This is a genomic window from Solidesulfovibrio carbinolicus, assembly GCF_004135975.1.
Classification (GTDB): Bacteria; Desulfobacterota; Desulfovibrionia; order Desulfovibrionales; family Desulfovibrionaceae; genus Solidesulfovibrio; species Solidesulfovibrio carbinolicus.
This window is the reverse complement of the sequence record NZ_CP026538.1, coordinates 2,262,538-2,285,216: the sequence shown is the minus strand read 5'-3', so window position 1 is coordinate 2,285,216 and position 22,679 is coordinate 2,262,538. Positions and strand designations below refer to the sequence as shown.

General features: G+C 63.8%; 19 protein-coding genes and 1 tRNA gene. 10 read left to right on the top strand and 10 right to left on the bottom strand.

What is annotated here, in order from left to right:
* Positions 1 to 93: 93 nt before the first annotated feature.
* Together C3Y92_RS10130 and C3Y92_RS10125 are read left to right on the top strand one after the other, a co-directional pair.
* The gene (locus C3Y92_RS10130) at positions 94 to 750 is read left to right on the top strand and encodes an LOG family protein (protein ID WP_129352188.1); all 657 of its coding nucleotides are present in this window, start codon (positions 94 to 96) and stop codon (positions 748 to 750) included.
* A 25-nt stretch (positions 751 to 775) separates the two neighbouring features.
* Positions 776 to 1,228, top strand: a complete 453-nt coding sequence (locus tag C3Y92_RS10125) for a YaiI/YqxD family protein (protein ID WP_129352186.1) — start codon at positions 776 to 778, stop codon at positions 1,226 to 1,228.
* Positions 1,229 to 1,375: 147 nt separating this feature from the next.
* Here the strand turns inward: C3Y92_RS10125 and rpoD are convergent, their stop codons facing one another.
* From rpoD to C3Y92_RS10080, 9 genes are all read right to left on the bottom strand, one after another.
* The gene (rpoD, locus tag C3Y92_RS10120; RefSeq protein ID WP_129352184.1) at positions 1,376 to 3,142 is read right to left on the bottom strand and encodes an RNA polymerase sigma factor RpoD; all 1,767 of its coding nucleotides are present in this window, start codon (positions 3,140 to 3,142) and stop codon (positions 1,376 to 1,378) included.
* Positions 3,135 to 4,865 carry a DNA primase gene (dnaG, locus tag C3Y92_RS10115; RefSeq protein WP_129352182.1) on the bottom strand — a complete coding sequence of 577 codons (1,731 nt, stop codon included), beginning with the start codon at positions 4,863 to 4,865 and terminating at the stop codon, positions 3,135 to 3,137. The genes rpoD and dnaG overlap by 8 nt, the downstream gene beginning before the upstream one ends.
* 90 nt (positions 4,866 to 4,955) lie before the next feature.
* Complete coding sequence (locus C3Y92_RS10110; RefSeq protein ID WP_129352180.1) at positions 4,956 to 7,277, bottom strand: endonuclease MutS2; 2,322 nt, start codon at positions 7,275 to 7,277, stop codon at positions 4,956 to 4,958.
* Between the two features lie 23 nt (positions 7,278 to 7,300).
* Positions 7,301 to 7,747, bottom strand: coding sequence for a GatB/YqeY domain-containing protein (locus C3Y92_RS10105; protein WP_129352178.1), 447 nt, complete (start codon positions 7,745 to 7,747; stop codon positions 7,301 to 7,303).
* Entirely contained in the window at positions 7,747 to 7,947 is a 201-nt protein-coding gene (rpsU, locus tag C3Y92_RS10100) for a 30S ribosomal protein S21 (protein ID WP_006918961.1), read from the bottom strand. The genes C3Y92_RS10105 and rpsU overlap by 1 nt, the downstream gene beginning before the upstream one ends.
* 301 nt (positions 7,948 to 8,248) lie before the next feature.
* Positions 8,249 to 8,431: a hypothetical protein gene (locus C3Y92_RS10095; protein WP_006918962.1), complete on the bottom strand. Its 183-nt coding sequence runs from the start codon at positions 8,429 to 8,431 to the stop codon at positions 8,249 to 8,251.
* A gap of 21 nt (positions 8,432 to 8,452) precedes the next feature.
* On the bottom strand, positions 8,453 to 8,725 hold the full coding sequence (locus C3Y92_RS10090; protein WP_006918963.1) for an HU family DNA-binding protein: 273 nt from the start codon (positions 8,723 to 8,725) through the stop codon (positions 8,453 to 8,455).
* 205 nt (positions 8,726 to 8,930) lie between these two features.
* Positions 8,931 to 9,761: a 16S rRNA (adenine(1518)-N(6)/adenine(1519)-N(6))-dimethyltransferase RsmA gene (rsmA, locus tag C3Y92_RS10085; RefSeq protein ID WP_129352176.1), complete on the bottom strand. Its 831-nt coding sequence runs from the start codon at positions 9,759 to 9,761 to the stop codon at positions 8,931 to 8,933.
* Positions 9,758 to 11,422, bottom strand: a complete 1,665-nt coding sequence (locus tag C3Y92_RS10080; protein ID WP_129352174.1) for a glycosyltransferase family 4 protein — start codon at positions 11,420 to 11,422, stop codon at positions 9,758 to 9,760. The genes rsmA and C3Y92_RS10080 overlap by 4 nt, the downstream gene beginning before the upstream one ends.
* Positions 11,423 to 11,546: 124 nt before the next feature.
* Here C3Y92_RS10080 and C3Y92_RS10075 point away from each other — a divergent pair, with 124 nt between their 5' ends.
* Together C3Y92_RS10075 and C3Y92_RS10070 are read left to right on the top strand one after the other, a co-directional pair.
* A complete protein-coding gene (locus tag C3Y92_RS10075) occupies positions 11,547 to 13,043 on the top strand; it encodes a GGDEF domain-containing protein (protein ID WP_129352172.1) in 1,497 nt (498 codons plus the stop codon).
* Positions 13,044 to 13,192: 149 nt separating this feature from the next.
* Positions 13,193 to 13,269 (top strand) — tRNA-Arg (locus tag C3Y92_RS10070).
* A 123-nt stretch (positions 13,270 to 13,392) separates the two neighbouring features.
* Here the strand turns inward: C3Y92_RS10070 and C3Y92_RS10065 are convergent.
* Entirely contained in the window at positions 13,393 to 14,643 is a 1,251-nt protein-coding gene (locus C3Y92_RS10065; protein ID WP_129352170.1) for a hypothetical protein, read from the bottom strand.
* Between the two features lie 608 nt (positions 14,644 to 15,251).
* On the opposite strand from C3Y92_RS10065, the gene C3Y92_RS10055 reads away from it, so the two are divergent.
* The 6 genes from C3Y92_RS10055 (at position 15,252) to nifK (ending at position 22,601) form a co-directional block, all read left to right on the top strand.
* The gene (locus C3Y92_RS10055; protein WP_129352168.1) at positions 15,252 to 17,393 is read left to right on the top strand and encodes a Tex family protein; all 2,142 of its coding nucleotides are present in this window, start codon (positions 15,252 to 15,254) and stop codon (positions 17,391 to 17,393) included.
* Positions 17,394 to 17,923: 530 nt separating this feature from the next.
* The gene (nifH, locus tag C3Y92_RS10050; protein ID WP_129352166.1) at positions 17,924 to 18,748 is read left to right on the top strand and encodes a nitrogenase iron protein; all 825 of its coding nucleotides are present in this window, start codon (positions 17,924 to 17,926) and stop codon (positions 18,746 to 18,748) included.
* A 48-nt stretch (positions 18,749 to 18,796) separates the two neighbouring features.
* Positions 18,797 to 19,126, top strand: a complete 330-nt coding sequence (locus C3Y92_RS10045; protein WP_006919643.1) for a P-II family nitrogen regulator — start codon at positions 18,797 to 18,799, stop codon at positions 19,124 to 19,126.
* Between the two features lie 11 nt (positions 19,127 to 19,137).
* Positions 19,138 to 19,512: a P-II family nitrogen regulator gene (locus tag C3Y92_RS10040; RefSeq protein WP_006919644.1), complete on the top strand. Its 375-nt coding sequence runs from the start codon at positions 19,138 to 19,140 to the stop codon at positions 19,510 to 19,512.
* Between the two features lie 51 nt (positions 19,513 to 19,563).
* Positions 19,564 to 21,183 carry a nitrogenase molybdenum-iron protein alpha chain gene (gene nifD / locus C3Y92_RS10035; RefSeq protein WP_129352164.1) on the top strand — a complete coding sequence of 540 codons (1,620 nt, stop codon included), beginning with the start codon at positions 19,564 to 19,566 and terminating at the stop codon, positions 21,181 to 21,183.
* Between the two features lie 32 nt (positions 21,184 to 21,215).
* Positions 21,216 to 22,601, top strand: coding sequence for a nitrogenase molybdenum-iron protein subunit beta (gene nifK, locus C3Y92_RS10030; protein WP_129352162.1), 1,386 nt, complete (start codon positions 21,216 to 21,218; stop codon positions 22,599 to 22,601).
* Positions 22,602 to 22,679 lie beyond the last annotated feature (78 nt).

The window sequence follows — 22,679 nt, the reverse complement described above, 5'->3', positions numbered from 1 at the left end:
AAACGGCGGTCAGCTGTTTGCCGGAGGACGCCGTGTACCCCGTTCGGCCGCCGCTGAAAAGGCCCTGCCCGGTAATCAGCCAAAGGAGCGCCCATGTCCGCCTCGCGCCAATACTTGATCAACGACCTGTCAATGTCGGAATCCTGGCGGCTTTTCAAGATCATGGCCGAAATCGTTGATGGATTCGAGCAGCTTGGGGAATTGAAACCAGCCGTGTCCATCTTCGGCTCGGCCCGGATAGGCCCCGATGAGCCGCTCTACGCCGAAACGGCCAAGCTCGCCCACATGCTGTGCCGGGCCGGCTATTCGGTCATCACCGGCGGCGGGCCGGGACTCATGGAGGCGGCCAACAAGGGGGCCTACGAATGCGGCGGCGAGTCGGTGGGGCTGCACATCCACCTGCCGCTGGAGCAGCAGCCCAACAAGTTCCTGACCATCCGCAGCGACTACCGCTACTTTTTCATCCGCAAGCTCATGTTCATCAAATACGCCATGGCCTACATCGCCATGCCCGGCGGCTTCGGCACCCTGGACGAACTCAGCGAAGCCCTGGTGCTCATCCAGACCCGGCGCATCAAGCCCTTCCCCATCATCTTCATGGGCAAGGCCTTCTGGGGCGGGCTTATTGACTGGTTCAAGGGCACGCTTCAGGAACGGGGCTTTGTCTCGGCCGAGGACATGGAGCTGTTTACGGTCCTGGACACGCCGGAAGAGGCCGTGGCCTACATCCGGCGCCACGTCATCATCTAACCTTTTCACGAACTTTCAGGACGCCATGAAAATTTACGCCGACGCCGACGCCCTGCCCACGCCCATCAAGGACATCCTGTGCCGGGCGGCCATGCGCCGGGGGATTGCCCTGGTGCTCGTCGCCAACAAGGCCCTGCGCTTCCCTCAGTCGCCCCATATCACGGCCGTGCGGGTGGGCCAGGGCTTCGACGTTGTTGATGGGGTCATCGTCGAACGCGTGGCGTCCGGCGATCTGGTCATTACAGCCGACATTCCCCTGGCCGCCCAGGTGGTGGACAAGGACGCCCATGCCCTGAACCCGCGCGGGGAGCGCTACACCCGCGACAACATCCAGGGCAAGCTGGCCATGCGGGGGCTGCTCTCGGAGCTGCGCGACTCGGGGGTGGTCACCGGCGGCCCGCCGCCCCTGTCCAACCGGGACCGGGAGGCGTTCGCCAACCAGCTCGACCAGTTTTTGCGGCAGTACGCCGGCAACTAAAAGACCAAGTCTTGCGCGGCCTTGGTCGCCGTGATCCCGGGTCCGGTAGGCAGCCAGTCCATCGGCCGCCTAAACATAAAACGCCCTCAGACCACACGGCCGGAGGGCGTTACCGTTTTCTAAAGCAGCAGAAGCGCTTAGCGCGGCCTAGCCTTCGTAGTACGACCGCAGATGCTGGCTGCGTACCGGATGACGCAGCTTGCGCAGGGCCTTGGCCTCGATCTGGCGGATGCGCTCGCGGGTGACGTTGAAAAGTTTGCCCACTTCCTCAAGGGTGTGGTCCGACTTCTCGCCAAGCCCGAAACGCTTGCGCAGCACCTGCTCCTCGCGCGGGGTCAGATCGGAAAGCACCTTGCCGATCTGCTCGCCAAGCTTGGTGTTGACCACTTCCTCGGCCGGAGCCAGGGCCTTTTTGTCCTCGATGAAGTCGCCCAGGCTCGAATCCTCTTCATCGCCGATGGGCGTTTCCAGGGATATCGGTTCCTTGGCGATCTTGAGGACCTTTTTGACCTTCTCCAGCGGATAATCCATGCGCTCGGCGATCTCTTCCGGGGTCGGATCGCGGCCGAGCTCCTGGACCAGATAGCGCGAGGTGCGAATCAGCTTGTTGATGGTTTCGATCATGTGCACCGGGATGCGGATGGTGCGGGCCTGGTCCGCGATGGCGCGGGTGATGGCCTGACGTATCCACCAGGTGGCGTAGGTCGAGAACTTGTAGCCGCGTTGGTACTCGAACTTGTCCACGGCCTTCATAAGGCCGATGTTGCCTTCCTGGATGAGGTCGAGAAACTGCAGACCGCGATTGGTGTACTTCTTGGCGATGGACACGACCAGGCGCAGGTTGGCCCGGATCAGTTCCTGCTTGGCGCGCTGGGCGGCGTTGTTGCCGCGCTTGATGCGCCACAGCACCTCTTCGAGCTCATGGACGTTGTGGCAGCACTTGTCCTGGAGCCGAACGAGAATCTCCATCTTGGCCGAGAGCATTTCCTTGAAGGAGAAAAGCTCTTCCACGGTCAGCCCCAGGGACTCCGCCGCGACCATGGGGTTGATGTCGCGAGCGTCGAGCTGGGCGAACATCTCCTGGATCTCGGACTGGGACTTGCCGACCGACAGGATATAGGCCGAGAGGTCGCGCTGACAGTTGTGCATCTGACGCACATAGTCCTCAACGATCTCGATGATGCGGTCGATCAGCGTTTTCTCGAGCTTGATGTCGCGAAGGCGGGTCACGATCTCGTCTTTAAAGACCATGATCTCCTTCTGGATGCCGGCCACCCGTTTGTCCACGCAGGCGCACTGGTCGAACTTCGAGTAGACCTTGCGTTTCTTGCGAAACGACGTCTTGACCTCTTCAAGGAGGAAGATGACCCGCTGGCGCTGGTTCATCTCGTCCTCGGAGGGATCGTCTTCCTCGATGGTCTTGACAACGTCCTTGAGCTTGATGCGGCCGATTTTCAGATCTTCGCCGACCTGGACGAGCTCTTCCACGGCCACCGGCACTTCCACCAGGGCGTAGAGGACTTCCATTTCGCCGTTTTCGATCTTCTTGGCGATGACCACCTCGCCCTCGCGGTCGAGCAGCGGCACCGCGCCCATCTCGCGCAGATACATGCGCACCGGGTCGGTGCTGCGGGACGAATAGTCGAGGGAATCCTCGCTTTCGGTCAGTTCCAGATCGGCGTCCGGGGCGTCGTCTGGCTCGGCGGCGGCCACTTCGATCTTGCGGCCGTCCTTGTCGGTGTCCACGAGGTTGATGTCGAGCTGATCGAAGATGGCAATGACCTCTTCGAGCTGCTCGGGGTTGTTCACCTCGGAAGGCAGGGCCTTGTTCACCTCGTCGAAGGTGAGAAAGCCTTTTTGCTTGCCTTTGATGATGAGGCTTTTGATCTGTTGGATCTCTTTGAGATTACTCATCTCCCCTCCCGGAAAGGGCTTGCAGTTCCCCGAGAAGCCGCAGGGCTTCTTCGCTGTCTCCCCGTTGCTGGGCCAGGCGGATGGCGTCCATGACGGCCCGCCGCCGGTCGCTCTCCCGCGCCTCATGGAGAAATACGCAAAGTTCCTCGAAAAACGCCGCCGCGTCCGCATCGGACACGGGCGGTTCCATCTGCGCCTTGGCCCAAAAGGCGGTTTCGGGCTCGGTCAGGCGCGCCCCAGACTCGTCCGGAACCAATCCGGCGAGTCTGGCGAAAAACATCCGGGCGTCGGCGTTGCCCAAGAGCTCGGCCAGCCCTTCCCCGGCCAAATGCGCCGCATAGTCCGGCCGACGCACGACAAACGACAATATCTGGGCGTCGCGCGGGGCCAGCTCCCAGGCCGGCTGGCGCGGCGCGGCCGTTTCTCCCGGCCGCGGCCCGGGGGCCGGCCTCTTGGCCGGACGGGAAAGCAGCCGGCGCAGTTCGGCCTCGGCCAGCCCCAGCCCCGAGGCCACGCGCGGGATGAAAAGCGCCCGCAGGCCCTCGTCGGCCAGCCCCCCCAAAAATTCCCCGGCCCAGGCCACGATCTCCCGGGGGGCATACGTCTCGCGCACCATGCGCAGACAGAAATTGAGTCCGTCCTCGGCCCGCTCCAGACAGGCCTCGAAGCCCTCGCGCCCCAGGGCATGGAGCAAGCTGTCCACGTCCTCGCCGTCGGGCAGGGGCACCACCCGGCAGGCTCCGCCGAGGGTCAAAAGCATCTGGGCCGCCCGCAAGGCCGCCTTGCGGCCGGGCGCGTCGCCGTCAAAGACCAGATCGACCCGGGGGGCGAACCCGCTTAGGCGCCTCGCCTGCTCATGGGTCATGGCCGTTCCCAGCACCCCGCAGGCCTCGCCGTAGCCGAACTGGTGCAGGGTGATGACGTCGAGATAGCCCTCGCTCAAAAGCGCCCGCCGGGTCTTGGCCATGACCGGCCGGGCCTCGAAAAGTCCGTAAAGATGCTGCCCCTTGGTGTAGATGGGGGTTTCGGCGCTGTTTAAATACTTCGGATCGCCCTCGCCCATGACCCGCCCGCCAAAGGCGATGACCCGGCCGCCGCCGTCGCGGATTGGAAACATGAGCCGGCCGCGAAAACGGTCCCAGGTGCGCCCGTTCTTGCCCTGGGTCAAAAGGCCCGCGATGATGGCCGAATCGTCGTCAAAGCCCCTGCCGCGCAGCACGGTTTGCAGGCCCTGCCAGCCCTCGGGGCTCACGCCCAGGGAAAACCGCTCGATCATCTCGGCGCTGACACCGCGCCTTTCCAGATACTCCCGGGCCACCCGGCCTTCGCCCTGGCCCAGCAAGTGGCGAAAATATCGGTCAGCCAGCTCGTGCATGGCCAGACAGGCGTCGCGCTCGCGCTTCTTGGCCGCCGCGCGCGGGTCGTTGCGCGCCCGGCCGAGATCGACCCCCACTTCGGCCGCCAGCCGCTCCAGCCCTTCGCGAAACTCCAGGCCGTTTATGCGGCAAAAAAAATCAATGACGTCCCCCGAGGCCTGGCACCCGAAACAGTGGAAAAAGCCTTTGTCTGGATGGACGTTAAACGATCCTTTGGTCTCCTGGTGAAACGGGCAAGGCCCCACCAGCCGGCTGCCGACCGGCCGCAGAGTCACGTAACGCCCCACGATTTCGGCGATGTTGGCCCGGGCCTTGACCGCCGCCACGGCCCCGGAATCATTTTTCATCGCACCCGGCCAGACAAACGTTGCAAGCGGCCCGGGGCCGCCCGAGGGCTGTCCGCTCCCGCCGGCAAAGCGGACAAAAAATGCCGACGCTTATTTGAGCGTCACCATGGTCATTCCGTCGCCGCCCCGGTCCTCGGGAGCGATGGCAAAGGACGCGACCTGGGGATGATCCTTCAGCATCCGGTGCACCTCGCGCCGCAGCGCCCCGGTGCCCCGGCCATGGATGACCTCCAGTTCGCCATGCCCGCGCAGCAGCGCGTTGTCGACAAAGGCCAAGAGCTCACTTTCGGCCGCGTCGGCTCGCATCCCCCGCAAATCGACCACCAACCCCAGCCCCTTGGCCTCGGAGGCCGCATGAGTCACGACCGTTCCGCCCCCGGCCTTGGCCGGCTTGCCGGCAGCCGGGGCCAGATCGGCCACGTTCACCCACAGGCTCACGCCGCCGATATCGACCTTGGCGGCTTGGCGCTTAAGGTCTTTTTCCCGTACCACGCCGATTTTGTTCCAACTTGTCACCTGGACCGAATCACCAGGAGCAATGGCGTCGAGATCGAAAACCGCAGCCGCGGCCTCACCCCCGGGGCCTCCGGTCAATTCGTTGCTTTCATCAATAAGTCTTTTGCGAACATCGGCAAGGGCCTTTTGCGCTTCCTTGCGTCCCAGGCGTCCGGCCTCGTGGCGGCGCACGATGTCGCGGGACTGCTCACGGATCTCTTCCAGCAGCTTGTCCTGAGCTTTCTTCAAGTTGTCCTTGAGCTTTTGGATCTTGCCTTCTTCAGCCAGACGCTTGGCGGCAAGGGCCTCCAGCTCGTGTTCCCGGCGCAGGGCCAGGTCATTGAGGCGGTCAAACACCAGTCCGGTGTCGTTGCCGTCCAGGAGCAGATAGCGGTTGGCCCGCTCCAAAATGTCCTCGGGCAAGCCGTGCTCCCGGGCCACGTCCAAGGCAATGGACGCCCCGACCTGATCGTAAGCCAGGCGGTAGAGCGGCTTTTTGGTCGCCGGATCAAAGAGCATGCAGGCGGCGCGCACCCCTTCCCGGGACAGGCCGTAGGCCTTAAGCGCCGGAAAGTGGGTGGCGGCGGCCAGATAGGCCCCCCGGTCAAGAAGACCGTCCACCACGGCCTGGGCCAAGGCCGCGCCCTGGGACGGGTCGGTGCCGGCCCCGAATTCGTCAAGGAGCACCAGCGTGTCCGCGTCGATGTCCGGCCAGACGCGCGAGAGGTGGCGGATCTGGGCCGTGAAGGTGGACAAATGGTCCTCAAGGCTTTGCTCGTCGCCGAGAAAGACGAAAATCTTGGCGAAAAAGGGCAGGCTGCTGCCCTCTCCGGCCGGCACGGGCAACCCCGACAAGGCCATGGCGGCCAGGAGCCCCAAGGTCTTTAAACAGACCGTCTTGCCGCCGGCGTTGGCCCCGGTGACGATGAGCGCCCGCTGGTCGGGGGCCAGCTCCAGGTCCTGGGCCACGGCGGCATCCGGGCCGGCCAGGGCCAGCAGCGGATGGCGGGCGGCGAGCAAGCGCACGGCACGACCCTGGGCGATCTCGGGCAGCGTGCCGCCAAAGGCGTCGCACAGGGCAGCCTTGGCCCACAGCACGTCGCAATCGACGAGCAGGCGGTAGGACGCCCCGACTTCCCGGCGCTCGTCCCGGGCCAGACCGGTCAAAAAGGCCATGACCCGGGCCTCGGCCTCGCGCTCCTCGTTTTTGAGTTCCTGGAGGCGGTTATTGATCTCCACCAGGAAAAAGGGCTCCACGTAGATGGTCTCCCCGGTCTGGGAATAGTCGTGGATGACGCCGGGCAGGCGGCCCTTGAAATTGGCTCGAAGCGGCAGGACGTAACGGTCCGAGGAGATGGTGACGTAGTCGTCCTGCAAAAGCGGCCCCATCTCGCGCTCGGAGATGAACTCCTTGACCTTGGCCAGGATGGTCTGGTGAATGGAACGGATTTCCTGGCGCACGGAGAAAAGCTCGGGCGAACTTTCGTCCTTGAGGCGTCCGTCCGGACCCAGGCAACGGGCCAGGGCGGCCTGGGTCTTCTTGGCCCAGGGCGTACGATGGACGATACCGCCAAGGACGGAGTCGCCCTCTTCGCGGCCCAGGGCCTCGCGCAGGGCGGCCACCCGCGACAGCACGTGGGACAGGGCGACCAGGGCGTCGAGGTCCAGGACCCGGCGTTCGCTTTCGAGCACGGCAAAAAGTGGCTCAATGTCGGGAAAAGCGGTGAATTCGAAGGCCCGGTCGCGGCGCAGCTCCAGAGCTTCGGCGAGCTTTTGCTGTTCCGTGGCCAGACGCGCGGCATCGCCCATGGGCGAAAGCACCCGACAGGCGGCAGCGGCCGGTTCCGAGGCAGCATAGCCGGCCAACCGGTCCAAAACCTTCGGAAACTCCAGCAACGAGAGAGTTCTGGATTCCATAAGAAAATGTGGATTCGGGAAGGTCAGGAAGCGAGGCGCGCCTTGACGGCGTCGCTGACCCGCTTGCCGTCGACCCGCCCCTTGTGAGCGGCCAGCACCGCCTGCACGACCTTCCCCATGTCCTTCATGGAGGCGGCGGCAAGGTCGGCCACGGCGGCGTTGACGGCGGCGGCAAGCTCGTCGTCGGTCAAGGGAGCGGGAAGATAGGCGAGCAATACGCCCAGCTCCCGCTCCTCTTTTTCGACAAGATCAGCCCGGTTCGCCTTGGCGAACTGTTCGATGGACTCCCGGCGCTGCTTGGCCTGCTTGGCCAGGACGTCGCAATACTCGTCCTCGGTCAAGGGGCGTCGCAACTCGACCTGACGGTTTTTTGCAGCTGACTTAAGCATCCGCAGAACACCGAGGGTCAACTCGTCCCTGGCCTTCATGGAAGCCAGGTAGTCGGATTCGATACGGGCTATGAGATTCATTACATCATGTTGATTTTGCGCATTTTCTTGAGCAACCGCTTACGAGCGGCGGCCTTCTTCTTCTTGCGCATGACGCTGGGTTTCTCAAAGTGCTGACGTTTCTTCAGCTCGGAGAGAATCCCGGATTTTTCGACCTGCTTCTTGAAGCGGCGCAGGGCCACGTCAAAGTTGTCGGACTCCTCAAGGTAGACACCGGGCATTCACATCACCCCCTCTTTGAAAAATTCCCTCGCGGTAAAGCAGGTTCATTTAGCCGACGCACTCCCCCCTGTCAAGAGGTGAGCTACGCCTTCTCGAAAAATATCCGGCCGATCAACCAGCGACCGCCCGGGCGACGCCGGTCCCCGTCTCGAAAAACGCCAGGCGTTTTCCCAAACCAGGGCCACGGCCCGGCCTCGACAGGCTCAAAACACCCGGCAAAAGTCCACGCCCCGCCCGCGCCAAACAAAACCGCCCGGCGGCAAGCCGGGCGGCGGCGCGATCCCGAGGCCGGGAAAAGACTTAGTGGTGGCCGTGAGCCGGGGCGTTCTTGGTGTCTTGGTAGGCCTTGAAGATGCAATAGCCCATGCCCGAGGCGATGATGAAGAGCACCAAGTAGAGCACGCTGAAAAACACGAAATGATCGGGCTGCCACCAGGGGAGGTCCTGCGGCAGGGGGCTGTGGACGGTTTCGCCGTGTAACATGTGAGATTCTCCCGCGATTGGTTATTGAATAGCGTCCTTGAGCAATTTGCCCGGCCGAAATTTGACGACTTTGGAAGCCGGAATATTGATCTCGGCGCCGGTGCGGGGATTGCGGCCGGTGCGGGCCTTGCGCTCGTCCACCATGAAGGTGCCAAACCCCGTCAGCGTGATCTTGCCTTCGCCAACCAGCGTTTCCTCGATCGCCTCGATAAAGGCATTGAGGGCGCGTTCGGCGTTGGCTTTGGTCAGCCCTGTCTTTTCGGCAATTTTTCCTACCAGATCAGCCTTGGTCATCAGTCCTCTCCTCCTCGGTTGATCGCCTCCGGCCTGGCGGCGGCGCTATGCTCGCAAATCACTCCGGCGCGTTTCGTCAACATCAACAGGGACGCCCCCCCTCGCCTCCCCGCGGCAAGGACGACCCTCCTGCCCCTGCGTCGCCGTTTCCGGCCTGACGCGACGCACGTGAGTGGGCAAACCAAAATCGATTTCAGCCCCAAAGTCAAGAGGGCAAGCGCGTTTTCAGCAATTTGGCCAGCTGCTGGAACTGGCCTGGCGTCAATGTTTCGGGCCGAACGCGCCCCTCAATACCGTGCCCGGCGCATGCCTGGGCCAGGGCCTCATCCCAGTGGGGCTTCAAGATGCCGGCCAACTGCTTGCGGCGCATAGAAAAAAGCCGCTTGAGCAAGGTCGCCAGGCCGGCCGGGTCCTCGGGCCGTTCCTCGCTCGCCCGGGGAGTCACGGCCACCACGGCCGAATCCACCTTGGGCTGGGGCCGAAACACCCCGGGCGACACCTTGAAACAATAATCGAACCGGGCAAACGACGACGTCCAGGCGGTCAGCGCCCCGTACTGCCTGCCGCCCGGAGCGGCGCACAGGCGAAGGGCCACCTCGTGCTGCACCATGAAGACCCCCACGACAAAACGCGAGGCCTGGGAGCAGATATCCCACAACAGCGGCGAAGCGATATTATAGGGAAGATTGCCCACCAGCTTGACGCCGTCCAAGGCGTCAAGGCGCGACCAGTCCAGGCGCAGGGCGTCGACCAGGGCCGGATGGGCTCCGGGATGCTCGCGCGGCAAACGGGTGGCCAGCTCCCGGTCTTTTTCCAGGGCCAGATAGGCGCGCGGCCCGGCGGCCAGGATGTGGCCCGAAAGGGCTCCACGCCCTGGGCCGATCTCCATGACCGTGTCTTCAGGCCCGATCCGCAACCGGGCCACGATCTTGGCGGAAATATTGGGATCAACCAAAAAATTCTGGCCCAGACTGCGTTTGGCCGGGGCGAAACCATCGCCTCGCTCTATCGTGTCATGGCCCATGGGGCGCGTCATGCCGGCTCCTTTTGCACTTCGAGCAAATCCTGCTTGAGCGCCCACAGCACATGCCAGACGGCGGCGGCTTCGTCGAGTCCCGGCACGGCGGCAGCCAGGCGTCTGGCCAGGGTCAGGCCCGGACAGCCGCCCCGGGCCAGAAACACGAGCACCCGCAGGGCCTCGGTCCGCACCTCCCGGGACAGCTCGGCGTAGATCACCGGAAAATCCTGGCGATGGTAGACCGCCTGGCCGGCCCGGGTCCAGACCAGCCGCAAGTCGTCGTTAAGCCTGCCAGAGGGATAACCGACGAAGACCTCGCCGTAGGCCAGGGTCCAGGGATGGGCCGTGGCGGCCAACCGGTCCCGATCCGGCACGGGCTGCGCGGCCAGGCGTTCCCAGAGTTCCAGATGACGGTCAACGCAGGCGTCCCAAGAAAATTGGGCCACGGCACGCTCGCGCCCGGCCTCTCCCATGGCCCGGGCCTGTTCGGGATCGCCCAGGACAGCGGCCAGCGCCTCGGCCAGGGCCGGCACGGACACGGCCGTGGCCTGGGCCAAGCGCAGATGGGTATGGTTGTCGTAGCATAGTGGGGCCAGGACGTCGCGCGCCGGGGATCGGGGCAGGCCCAGCGTCGGCAGCAACCAGCCGGTACGCCCGGGCGCGACGATGTCGCGGTAGCCATCGTAGTCCGAGGCAATGACCGGCAGGCAGGCGGCCATGGCCTCCAGGAGCGTGAGGCCAAAGGTTTCCTGGGGATTGTCGGCCAGGGAGACAAACGCCTCGGCCAGGCCGAACAGTTGCCGCTTGGCCGCCTCGTCCGGCCGGCGCGCCAGGACGAGCCGCAGGCCCACATTGGCGGCCAAGGCGGCCAGGGTCCCCAAAAACGGATCGTCGTCATCGGTCCAGCCGGCCACGACCAGCACCAGGTTCGAAACATCCAGGCCGGAAGCAATGAGGCGCTGCACGGCCCGAAATAGCGGGATCAAGTCCATCTTGGAACTGTGGGAAACCCGTCCGAACACCAGGAGCACCGTGGCCTGGTGGGCGATGCCCCAGGCGGCTCGGGCCTGCGCGCGCTCCCGGCCGTCAAGACGCCGCCAGTCGTCCGGCTCCACGCCCAGGGGGATCAAGGCCAGTTCGGGCGCGGGATAGGCCTCGGGCGAAAGGCCATAGCCCCGGCGCAGAGCGTCAAACAGGGCCGACACGGCCTCCCGGCCGGCCGTCGAGGTGCACACGATGGCGTCGCGCCGGGTGGTCGTGGGCGCGAGATGGGCCAGGAAATCGCGCTGGTATTGGGCGTAACTTAAGGAATGGATGCCGCCGGTAATGGGAAAGATCGCACGTGACAGGGCGTTTCGGGCGGCGGCCAGACGGGCCTGGGCAGTGAGGCAGTCCGAGAGGTGAAAGACCGCGTAGTCCGTGGCCCCAAGGGCGGCCGGCAGATCCTGGCGCGTCAGAACTTTGAACGCCCCCCGACCGGCCAGGGTCGGATAACGGGCGGTGAGCAGGCCCTCCTGGCTCTGGCGCTCACGCTCGGAGGGCATGAAGAAGTGGTAGGCGTCAAAAGGATCGCGTCGGGCCAGAGCATCGAGAAAGGCCGCGTTGGCCACCTTTCTGCCCATGATGTCGGCCCCTTCGATAAACGGGTCCAGCGTGGCGAAGATGCGGGGAGCGTACATGGCCTCAGGGAGCCATAGGCTGGGCCGGTTGTCAAACGGCGCAGCCTTTCACTATTTGGACTGTCTTTTGCATAGAGCGTGGCGGGCCGGCATATTGTGCCGGCCCTGACCCAAGGAGGCAGCCATGACGCGCGGAATCCGCCCCGAACATGTGTGGGGCATCGGACTTGGCGAAGAGGCCGCGACGGCCGTGAGTTCGGCGCTTGGAGCCGGTTACGTGCTGCGCAACTGGCCCATGGGCAGCCATCCCGGCGCCCGGGACATCGCCCGAGCTGCGCCTCTTGTCGTCTTTGTGGTCAAGGAGGCCTGGGACGCCCTGCCCCTGGACACCCAGAAGATCATTGAGGAATGGGAAACGCCCCAGCGGGTGCTGGTGCTTGGAGCCGCCCAGTCCGTGGCCGAATTCGAGGACGTGCTGGAAAACGGCTTTTTGTCCGCCGTGTCCGAGCCGCTGAGCGACAAGAAGATCCGCGACGTCATCTTCCGGGCCAAGGAAGTCAAGAGCCTGTACGACGACATTTTCCGCATGACCCGCGAGATCATGCTGGAGCGCGAGCTTCTGGCCCGAAAGACCGATCTTGTGCTGTTTCTCAATCGCATCCTCACCCGGGCCAGCGAGTCCTTGGACCCCATCGTGATCCTGGACAACGCCCGGGAGGATCTTGAGCTGCTCCTGCCCCTGCAGGCGCTCATGGGCGCGCTGTGGCAGACCGGTGAAGGCGGGAATCTTGAAGCCGAACTGTTCCTGGAACCCGACATGGACCAGACGGCCGAACGACACTGGACCGAGCAGTTGCTGCGTCAGGCGGCCAAGCTCGCCGGCAAGCCCATGCACAGCTACAAGGCCAGCTTCCTCGACGGCGGAGCCGACCACGAGTCGGTCGGCCTCCCGACCGCTCCTGAAGATCTCATCACCCTGCCGCTTCGGGCCGGCGGCCAGATGTTTGGCCTGCTCGTGCTCTACCGAGCCAAAGGCCGGGCTCTGGGCAAGGATCAGGTCCAGGCCCTCTACGCTTCCATCAACCATTTGGCCCTGGCGCTGAAAAACGCTGCTCTCTTCAATCAGGTCAAGATACGGGCCGACCACGACGGCCTCACCCGCATCCACAACCGTCGGGCCTTTGACGAACGCCTCATCGATGAATTGCGCCGCCACCAGCGCTACCGCCATGCCATGAGCCTGCTTATGGTCGATATCGATTATTTCAAGGGCATAAACGACCGCTACGGCCATCTGGTCGGCGACCACGTGCTGCGCGAGGTAGGATGCATCCTGTCGGAAACCCTTCGCAGCACCGATTTCACGGCCCGCTATGGCGGCGAGGAATTCGTGGTGATTTTGCCCCAGACGGCCGAGGAACAGGCGCGAATCCTGGCCGAGCGGCTGCGCAGCGCCATTGCCGAAGCGCGTTTCGTCCATGACGGCGAGGACTTTTCCATCACCGTGTCCATCGGCGTCTCGGCCTTGCAGCCCGGCGCCTTGACCCGGCGCAAGGATTTACTGGAAAAGGCGGACAAGGCGCTTTACCAGGCCAAGCACCTGGGCAGGAATCAGGTCTGCACGTCCCTTGGGCCGGTGACCCGCAGCGTGGACGCCTTGAGCGCGGCCCAGGCCGGATAGGCCTGACCAAGGCCGGGAAGGTGGCCGGAAGGCACACCCAGGACACCATGCCGCGGGAGCCGGGCTTTATCCCCTCCCAAAACCGGAATTGGGCAGCAAGATTTCCTTGTTGACATCCACTGGGCCGGCGCGTAGAAGCTTCCTTCCTCGGGCAATTAGCTCAGTTGGATAGAGCGTTGGCCTCCGGAGCCAAAGGCCACAGGTTCGAATCCTGTATTGCCCACCATATTTCAAGGGGTTACGACGCAAGTCGTGACCCCTTCTTCGTTGCGGCAACAAAGCGGCCCTCGCTGGGAGCTAATTCCAGCCATTTCACAACGCAACGGCTGATTACGATGGTTTCACCCGCCTATTTCACCATGAAAAATCGTTTCCGTGCTTCCTCGGTGTCGGGAATCGGCAGGATGCCGCGCTTGCGGACCTCGCTTATGGAAATCAGGTACGGCTCCTGGACATCGTCGTCGTCGCCGCCGGCCTTGCCGCTTTTTTTGCGGGCCTCGGCCTTGCGCGCCTTGGCGTAGGCCTCGTCCATCTGAAGCTGGCCTGCCTTGGCCGCGTCCTCGAAAGTCGCTTCACTGAGCAGCGTCGTTTCCAGATACAACATCTGCTTTCCCTGAGGGTCCAAGGCAACAGCCACGAGCATATGCTCGGGCAAGGCCACAAGCCACGTCTCCAGGCCGATTTTCGTGAAAATCGAGGCCAGCAGGCAGCTGCCTTCCACACAATTGGCCTGCCGCGACAACAACGCATCGCTGACAAAGCGCACGTGCTGCACCGCGACGTCGTCAAGTTTCACGGACGCTTTTTCGATGTTTGAATAGCGGATGCCGCGCCGTCGCAACACCTGCCAGACGGCCTTGACCTGCTTACGCACACCGGCCGGATCGGATTGGTAGCCGTTAAAAGCGGCCACCTCCCGAGAGGCCAGCGCCTCTTGCAAAATCTGCTGCACGGCTGGGTGATTCTCGTTGACGTAGGCGGCAAAGAGCCAAAGCGTCCCATAATACGTCTCATCGTCCTTCAAGCCGAACACGCAGTCATTGATGGAAGCGATGGAAACCTGCGCGGTGCGCTCCCCCTGGGGGACGCCGTCGAGCCACAGCTTGGCCGTCAAGGTCGCGGGCGAGGCATGGCGCTGCAACACGACGGATTCGGCCAGGGAAACAGCTGGGAATACCTGATAAGTCTTGCCTTTTTGCGCCAGAGTCACCTCGATCCGCCCAGAATTGACCAGGGGCGAGGAGGAAGTCAACTCCACCACGGCCTTGGCTCCGGCTCGCGGCGAAACCACCGAAATGCCGAGCAGGCCGTTGGCGTCGCCCAGTTCGCCGTCTTGCTGCTGCGGATTCACCTGCATCTTGGCCATGCAGAGCATGAGCGACGGATAGAGCACGCCTTTAAGCCCAACCTGATCAAATTCCCAGGCGCTTTGACGGGGTTGTCTGGCCGCGCTCGCGGCCGGGGCGGGTTGGGCGGTCCTGGCGGTCTGCCCCAGACCCAGAACCAGGACCAAGGCGAGCAGCAGGCTACGCAGGACGAGAGGCCCAATTGCAGGGAAAACTACAGGCGATTTTCGGCAAAAAAGCACGCTGTTAGACATGGGGACCCTCCGTTGTGGGCTTGCTGGCGTGTCGGACGATCGATGCAAATAGAACGTCCGGCCAGAAGTCAGGCTTCCGAGCCGGAGGGAGCAGGGACTTCAGCTTCTCCAAGCCTTGATTGGGCGGCAACTTCCACAGTAAAAAAACGGACAGCACGTCGTCGCAAGAGGCCTGGCGGACGCCGGCCCGGGCCATGGCCTCCAGAGCCGCCTGAGACGCGCCGGCCGTCATGTCCATGCCGGCTAGGGCATCGACGACCACCGTCACGTCGTAGACCCGGGCCACCGCATCCAAGGCGCAGGACTGGACGCAGGCTCCGTGGGGCGGCGCGTTGCCGCGACAGTGGCGTAAATCTACAAGCTGTCCGCCGTCTTGCCAAGGGAAGGTCAAGGCGTTGAGCCGCCCTGCCCTTGCCCGCAAGGCCCGGTGGCTGCTATGCCGGCTCTCCCACGCGGCGTCCTGAAGCCTCGTGTCGCGTCCACGAAAAGCACCCCTGGCTTTTCGTGGGCAACAGACTAAAACCATTAATTTTCTTAAAAAATACCAGCGTATTTTTTAAGGGACGCGACACCAAGACCCGCACAGGTCGCGCCCGGAGGCGCTCCCCATGATCGAAAAACACGCCGCCCTTATCGCCAAGGAACTGTCCGTCGCCCCGCGCCAGGTGGCGGCCGTGGCCGGACTGCTCGCCGACGGGGCCACGATTCCGTTTATCGCCCGCTACCGCAAGGAAGCCACCGGCTCCCTGGACGAAGTGGCCGTGGCCGCCGTACGCGACCGCCTCCAGCAGCTGGCCGATCTGGACAAGCGCCGGGCCGCCATCCTGGAATCCCTGACCGAACGCGACCTCTTGACCGACGCCCTGGCCCGGGACATCGAAGCCGCGCCGGACATGGCCCGGCTGGAAGACCTCTACCTGCCCCATCGCCCCAAACGCCGCACCCGGGCGGCCATGGCCCGGGAACGGGGGCTGGCTCCCCTGGCCGAACTGCTCATGCGCCAGCGCGGCGTGTCCCCGGAAAAAGAGGCGGCCCGGTTCGTCAATCCCGAGAAAGACGTGGCCGACGTCGCCGCCGCCCTGGCCGGGGCGCGGGACATCATGGCCGAGGCCATAAGCGAGGACGCCGCCAACCGGGCCGCCCTGCGCGACCTTTTCGCCAAGCGCGGCCGCATCGTCTCGCGGCTGGTCAAGGGAAAGGAGCAAGACGCCGCCAACTATCGGGATTTTTTTGAACGCGACGAAGCCGTGCGCGCGGTGGCCGGCCACCGCGCCCTGGCCATGTTTCGCGGCGAGCGCGAAGGGCTGCTGGCCCTGTCCCTGCGCCCGTCCGAGGATGAGGCCCTGCGCCAGCTCACGCGTCTGGTCGTCACGGGCCGGGGCAAGGACAGCGAGCAGGTGGCCGAGGCGGCCGCCGACGCCTACAAGCGCCTGCTTGGGCCGTCGCTGGAAAACGAGCTGCGCGCCAGCCTCAAGGACCGGGCCGACCGGGAGGCCATCGCCATCTTTGCAGCCAATCTGCGGCAAGTGCTCCTGGCCGCGCCCCTGGGGCAGGCCCGGGTGCTGGCCCTGGACCCGGGATTTCGCACCGGGGCCAAGCTGGCCGTCCTCGACGCCCAAGGCAACCTGCTCCACTACGAGACCATCTTCCCCACCGGTTCCGAGCGCCAGCGGGACCAGGCGGCCGAGACCCTGCGCCAGCTGTGCGCCGACCAGGCCATCGAGGCCATTGCCGTGGGCAACGGCACGGCCGGGCGCGAGACCGAACGCTTCGTGGCCGACCTGGGCTTGGGCGTGCCGGTCATCCTGGTCAACGAAGCCGGAGCATCAATCTACTCGGCTTCGGAAACGGCCCGCAACGAATTCCCGGACCTCGACCTGACCGTGCGCGGCGCGGTAAGCATCGGCCGCCGGCTCATGGACCCGCTAGCCGAGCTGGTCAAGATCGACCCCAAATCCATTGGCGTGGGCCAGTACCAGCACGACGTGGACCAGGCCGCCCTCAGGAAGGCCCTGGACGAGGTCGTGTCCAGCTGCGTCAACGCCGTGGGCGTGGACCTCAACACGGCCAGCGTGGAGCTGCTCACCGCCGTCTCCGGACTTGGACCCGGCCTTGCCGCCAACATCGTGGCCCACCGCAAGGAGCACGGCCCGTTTCGCTCCCGGGCCGAACTGCGCAAGGTCAAGCGCCTTGGCCCCAAGGCCTTTGAGCAGGCGGCCGGATTCCTGCGCCTTCGCGGCGGAGCGCCCCTGGACGCCACGGCCGTGCATCCCGAGCGCTACACCCTGGTCGGGCGCATGGCCAAGGACCTGGGTTGCGCCGTGACCGACCTCATCGCCAAGGCGAGCCTGCGGGAAGGCATCGACCCGGCCCGCTACGTCGGCGACGACGTGGGCCTGGAAACCCTGCGCGACATCCTGGCCGAACTGGCCAAGCCCGGACGCGACCCCAGGCCGACGTTTACGGCCTTTGCCTTTGCCGAAGGGGTGAGCGAACTGGCCGATCTGCGCCCGGGCATGCGGCTGCCGGGCCGGGTCACCAACGTTACGGCCTTTGGCGCGTTTGTGGATGTGGGCGTGCACCGCGACGGCCTTGTGCATGTGAGCCATCTGGCCGACGCGTACGTGGCCGATCCGTCCAAGGTGGTGGCGGCCGGCCAGGAGGTCATGGTGACGGTGCTGACCATCGACAAGGAAAGGGGGCGGCTGAGCCTGAGCATGAAGTCCGAGCCGCAAGCAAACATGGGATAACGGGCCTGCTCCGCGCCGCCGCCCGGCCGCGCACGTCTCTCCCCAAGGCTGACCGCGCGGCCTGGAGCGCGGCCCTTGGCCGGACCGCAGTCGCGCCCTGCAGTCTGACCTTGCCGACCGTTTGATTCTGCGCCTCCCTATTTCCAAATTCGTCAAAACAACCCCAGACACTCCCCTTCTTTACCTGTGAGGCGGCCCCCTTGTCCGGAGTCCGCCTCGCAACGCAAAACCCTGAAGTACAGTGACAATCTTCTGCTTCGCGGTTCCTCGCCCTCCCGAAGCGGCCATCCGTGGCCGGCATCCTTTCTCCCGCGAGTAGAGACTTGCGACATTTATGTCGAACATTTTTGTCGCGCAAAAGGCAACAAAAATGTCCGAAACCATTGGCGACTGTTAGCACCCAAAGTCGACTAATCGCTTATAATCTATTATATCAGCAAGTTAAACAAAATGCATCACGCCCCATGCACGCTGGCATGACTCTTGCCTAAAGAAGAGCATTCCAACTTTGCAGCAGGAGGCATTACAAAATGCGCAAGATCGCTATCTACGGAAAGGGCGGCATCGGCAAGTCCACCACCACGCAGAACACCGTCGCCGGGCTGGCGGAAATGGGCAAGAAGGTCATGGTGGTCGGTTGCGACCCGAAGGCCGACTCCACCCGTCTGCTCCTGCACGGTCTGGCCCAGAAGACCGTTCTCGACACCCTGCGCGAGGAAGGCGAAGACGTCGAACTCGATGATATCCTCAAGGAAGGCTACGGCGGTACCATGTGCACCGAGTCCGGCGGCCCTGAGCCCGGCGTCGGCTGCGCCGGCCGCGGCATCATCACCTCCATCAACCTCCTGGAGCAGCTCGGCGCTTACGAGGAAGACAAGCAGCTCGACTACGTCTTCTACGACGTGCTCGGCGACGTCGTGTGCGGCGGTTTCGCCATGCCCATCCGCGACGGCAAGGCCGAGGAAATCTACATCGTCTGCTCCGGCGAAATGATGGCCATGTACGCCGCCAACAACATTTGCAAGGGCATCGTCAAGTACGCCGACACCGGCGGTGTGCGCCTGGGCGGCATCATCTGCAACAGCCGTAAGGTCGATTTCGAAAAGGAAATGATCGAAGAGCTGTGCCGCCAGATCGGCACCCAGATGATCCACTTCATGCCCCGCGAAAACCAGGTGCAGCGCGCTGAAATCAACCGCAAGACGGTCATCGACTACTCCCCCGAGCACGCCCAGGCCGACGAATACCGCGCCCTGGCCAAGAAGATCGACGAGAACAAGATGCTGGTCATTCCCAAGCCCCTGGAAATCGCCCAGCTCGAAAAGCTGCTCGTCGACTTCGGCATCGCCAACTAGCGCGCCGCTGCTCCAAAACACAACACACGCACGCAAGGAGTATTTCATATGCAGACCATGGTCAGAGCGATTGTCCGCCCCGAGAAGACCGATGAAGTCCTGTCCGCCCTGATGGACGCCGGTTTCCCCGCCGTCACCAAGTTCAACGTGGCCGGTCGCGGCAAGCAGCGCGGCATCAAGATCGGCGAGATCCAGTACGACGAGATCCCCAAGGTCATGCTCATCTGCGTCGTGCCCGACTGCGACAAGGACTTCGTGATCAAGACCATCATGGAAAGCGCCCGCAGCGGTTCCAAGGGAGCCTTTGGCGACGGCAAGATCTTCGTCAGCCCAGTGGAAGAGATGTACACCATCTCCTCCGGCGTCAAGGAAGCCTAAGGGGGCGCGTCATGAAGGAGATTATGGCGGTCATCCGCATGAACAAGATGAACCAGACCAAGAAGGCCTTGGCCGACGCGGGCATCCCGGCCTTCGTGGCCCGCGAGGGCTACGGACGCGGCAAGGGTCTGGTCAACCAGGCGGTGCTTGACGGCGCCGCGGCCGGCAACGAGGAAGCCATCGCGCTTCTGGGCACCAAGGGCCGCCTGTACCCCAAGCGCATCATATCCATCGTGGTCCCCGACAATCAGGTCAAGGAAGCTGTGGACGCCCTGATTAGCGTCAACAAGACCGGCCAGGCCGGCGACGGCAAGATCTTCGTGTTGCCCGTCTCCGATTCCGTGCGGGTCAGGACCGGCGAAGCCGGCGAAGCGGCCATCGTCTAGCCCGGTTTGGCGGACGTCCACGGACCCCAAGACCAATGAGGTAGCAGCGAGATGAGCACCAAGCCCACCAATGTCGAAGAGATCAAGAAGGAATTGATCGCCAAGATGCCCACCAAGGTCGCGCGCAAGCGGGCCAAGTCCATCCTCCCGGGCACCGAGGTCGGCGAACCGATTCCGGAAATTCAGTCCAACGTCCGCACCATCCCCGGCGTCATCACCCAGCGCGGCTGCACCTACGCCGGTTGCAAGGGCGTCGTTCTCGGCCCCTCCCGGGATATCGTCAACCTGACCCACGGCCCCATAGGCTGCGGCTTCTACTCCTGGCTCACCCGCCGCAACCAGACCGACGCCGGTCCGGACGGGGAGAACTTCATCCCCTACGCCTTCTCCACCGACATGACCGAGCACGACATCGTGTTCGGCGGCGAGAAGAAGCTACGCGCGGCCATCCAGGAAGCCTACGACAACTTCCATCCCAAGGCCATTTCCATCTTCTCCACCTGTCCGGTGGGCCTTATCGGCGACGACATCCACGCCGTGGCCCGCACCATGCAGGAAGAGCTTGGCATCACCATCTTCGCCAACTCCTGCGAAGGCTATAAGGGCGTGTCCCAGTCCGCCGGCCACCACATCGCCAACAACCAGATCATGAAGCATGTCATCGGCACCAAAGACGTCGAAGTCGAGGGCAAGTTCAAGGTCAACATGCTTGGCGAGTACAACATCGGCGGCGACGCCTTCGAGATCGAGCGCATCCTGGAAAAGTGCGGCTTCACCCTGGTCGCCACCTTCTCCGGCAACTCCACCGTGGAGGATTTCCGCAAGGCCCACGCCGCCGATCTCAACACCGTCATGTGCCACCGCTCGCTCAACTATGTGGCCGAGATGATGGAGACCAAGTACGGCATCCCCTGGATCAAGGTGAACTTCATCGGCGCCGAAGCCTCGGCCAAGTCCCTGCGCCGCATGGCCGCCTACTTCGAGGACCAGGAACTCATCGACCGCACCGAGGCCGTCATCGCCGAGGAGCTGGAAAAGGTCAAAACCGTCGTGGACGAGATCAAGCCGCGCACCGACGGCAAGACCGCCATGCTGTTCGTCGGCGGCTCCCGGGCCCACCACTACCAGGAACTGTTCAAGGAACTGGGCATGAAGATCCTGGGCGCGGGCTACGAGTTCGCCCACCGCGACGACTACGAAGGCCGCCACGTGCTGCCGACCATCAAGATCGACGCCGACTCGCGCAACATCGAAGAGCTCGAAATCCACCCCGATCCCGAGCGCTTCAAGCCCCGCAAGACCGAAGAGGAACTGGCCCGCCTCAACGAAAAGGGCCTGGATTTCAAGGGCTACGAGGGCATGATCGGCGGCATGGGCAAGGATGCCATGGTCATCGACGACATCAACCACTACGAGACCGAAAAGCTCCTTGAGATCTACAAGCCCGACATCTTCTGCGCCGGCATCAAAGAAAAGTACATCGTCCAGAAGATGGGGATTCCGCTCAAGCAGCTGCACAACTACGACATGGGTGGCCCCTACGCCGGGTTCAACGGCGCCATCAACTGGTACCGCGACATCGACCGCATGGTGAACACCAAGGTCTGGAACCTTATCAAGGCTCCCTGGCAGACCGACGGTCCCGAGCTCGAAGCCACCTACGTGGCCTAGCAACGCACGCGATTGCGAGAAAGGAAAGCATTATGGCTCTCTTAAGACACACCACCGGCGAGATCAAGGAACGCAAGGCGCTCACCGTCAACCCGGCCAAGACCTGCCAGCCCGTCGGCGCCATGTACGCGGCCCTTGGCGTCAAGGGATGTTTCCCCCACAGCCACGGTTCCCAGGGCTGCTGCGCCTACCACCGCTCCGCCCTGACCCGGCACTACAAGGAGCCGGTCGTGGCCGGCACCTCCTCCTTCACCGAAGGTTCCTCGGTCTTTGGCGGCCAGTCCAACCTCATCACCGCCATCGACAACATCTTCACCCTGTATGACCCCGAGGTCATCGCCATCCACACCACCTGCCTCTCGGAGACCATCGGCGACGACCTGATGCAGATCTCCCAGAAGGCCAAGGACGACGGCAAGGTGCCGGCCGGCAAGCATATCGTCTACGCCAGCACCCCCAGCTACGTCGGCACCCATGTCACCGGCTACGCCAACATGGTCAAGGGCATCCTCAAGGGCTTCGTGAAAAAGACCGGGACGCCCAACGGCAAGATCAACATCATCCCCGGCTTCTGCGAGCCGTCGGACATGGCCGAGATCCGCCGCCTGGCCGACATGATGGGCATCGACATCACCATGGTCCCGGACACCAACGGCGTGCTCAACGGCCCCATGACCGGCCATTACGAGATGTACCCCAACGCCGGAGCCACCCCGGCCGAGATCGCCGGCATGGGCGACGCCAAGGCCACCATTGGCCTTGGCCGCTGGGCCACCGCTGATGGCGTCAACTTCCTGGACGCCGAGTTCAAGGTGCCCGGCCACGTCATGGGCCTGCCCATCGGGCTCAAGGCCACCGACCGCTACGTCGATCTGCTGCGCAAGCTCTCCGGCAAGACCGTGCCCGACGCCATCAACTTCGAGCGCGGCCAGGTCGTGGACCTGCTCTCCGACTACAGCCAGTACTTCTACGGCAAGAAGGTGGCCATGGCCGGCGACCCCGACCAGGTGCTTGCTCTGGTGGAATTCTGCATCACCCTGGGCATGATCCCGGCCTACACGGTCACGGGCACCGCTGGTAAGTACTTCGACGAGCGCATGGCCGAACTGCTCAAGGACGTGCCTTACGACTGCAAGTTCAAGTGCGGCGGCGAAGCCGACATGTACCTGCTCCACCAGTGGATCAAAAACGACCCCGTCGATCTGCTCATCGGCAACACGTACCTGAAGTACGTCGCCCGCGACGAGGACATCCCGCTGGTGCGCCACGGCTTCCCGATCCTTGACCGCGTCGGCCACCAGTACTTCCCGTCGGTGGGTTACTCCGGGGCCATGCGCCTGATGGAGAAGTTCCTGGAAGCGCTCCTGGATCGGCTCGACCGCGACGCTCCCGAAACCCGTTTCGAACTCCAGCTGTAACGACCGCTCCCCGGTGTGATGTCCTCGCGACGCGACTACCGCGCTTGCGAGGACGTCACATCGGGACTTGAAAACCAG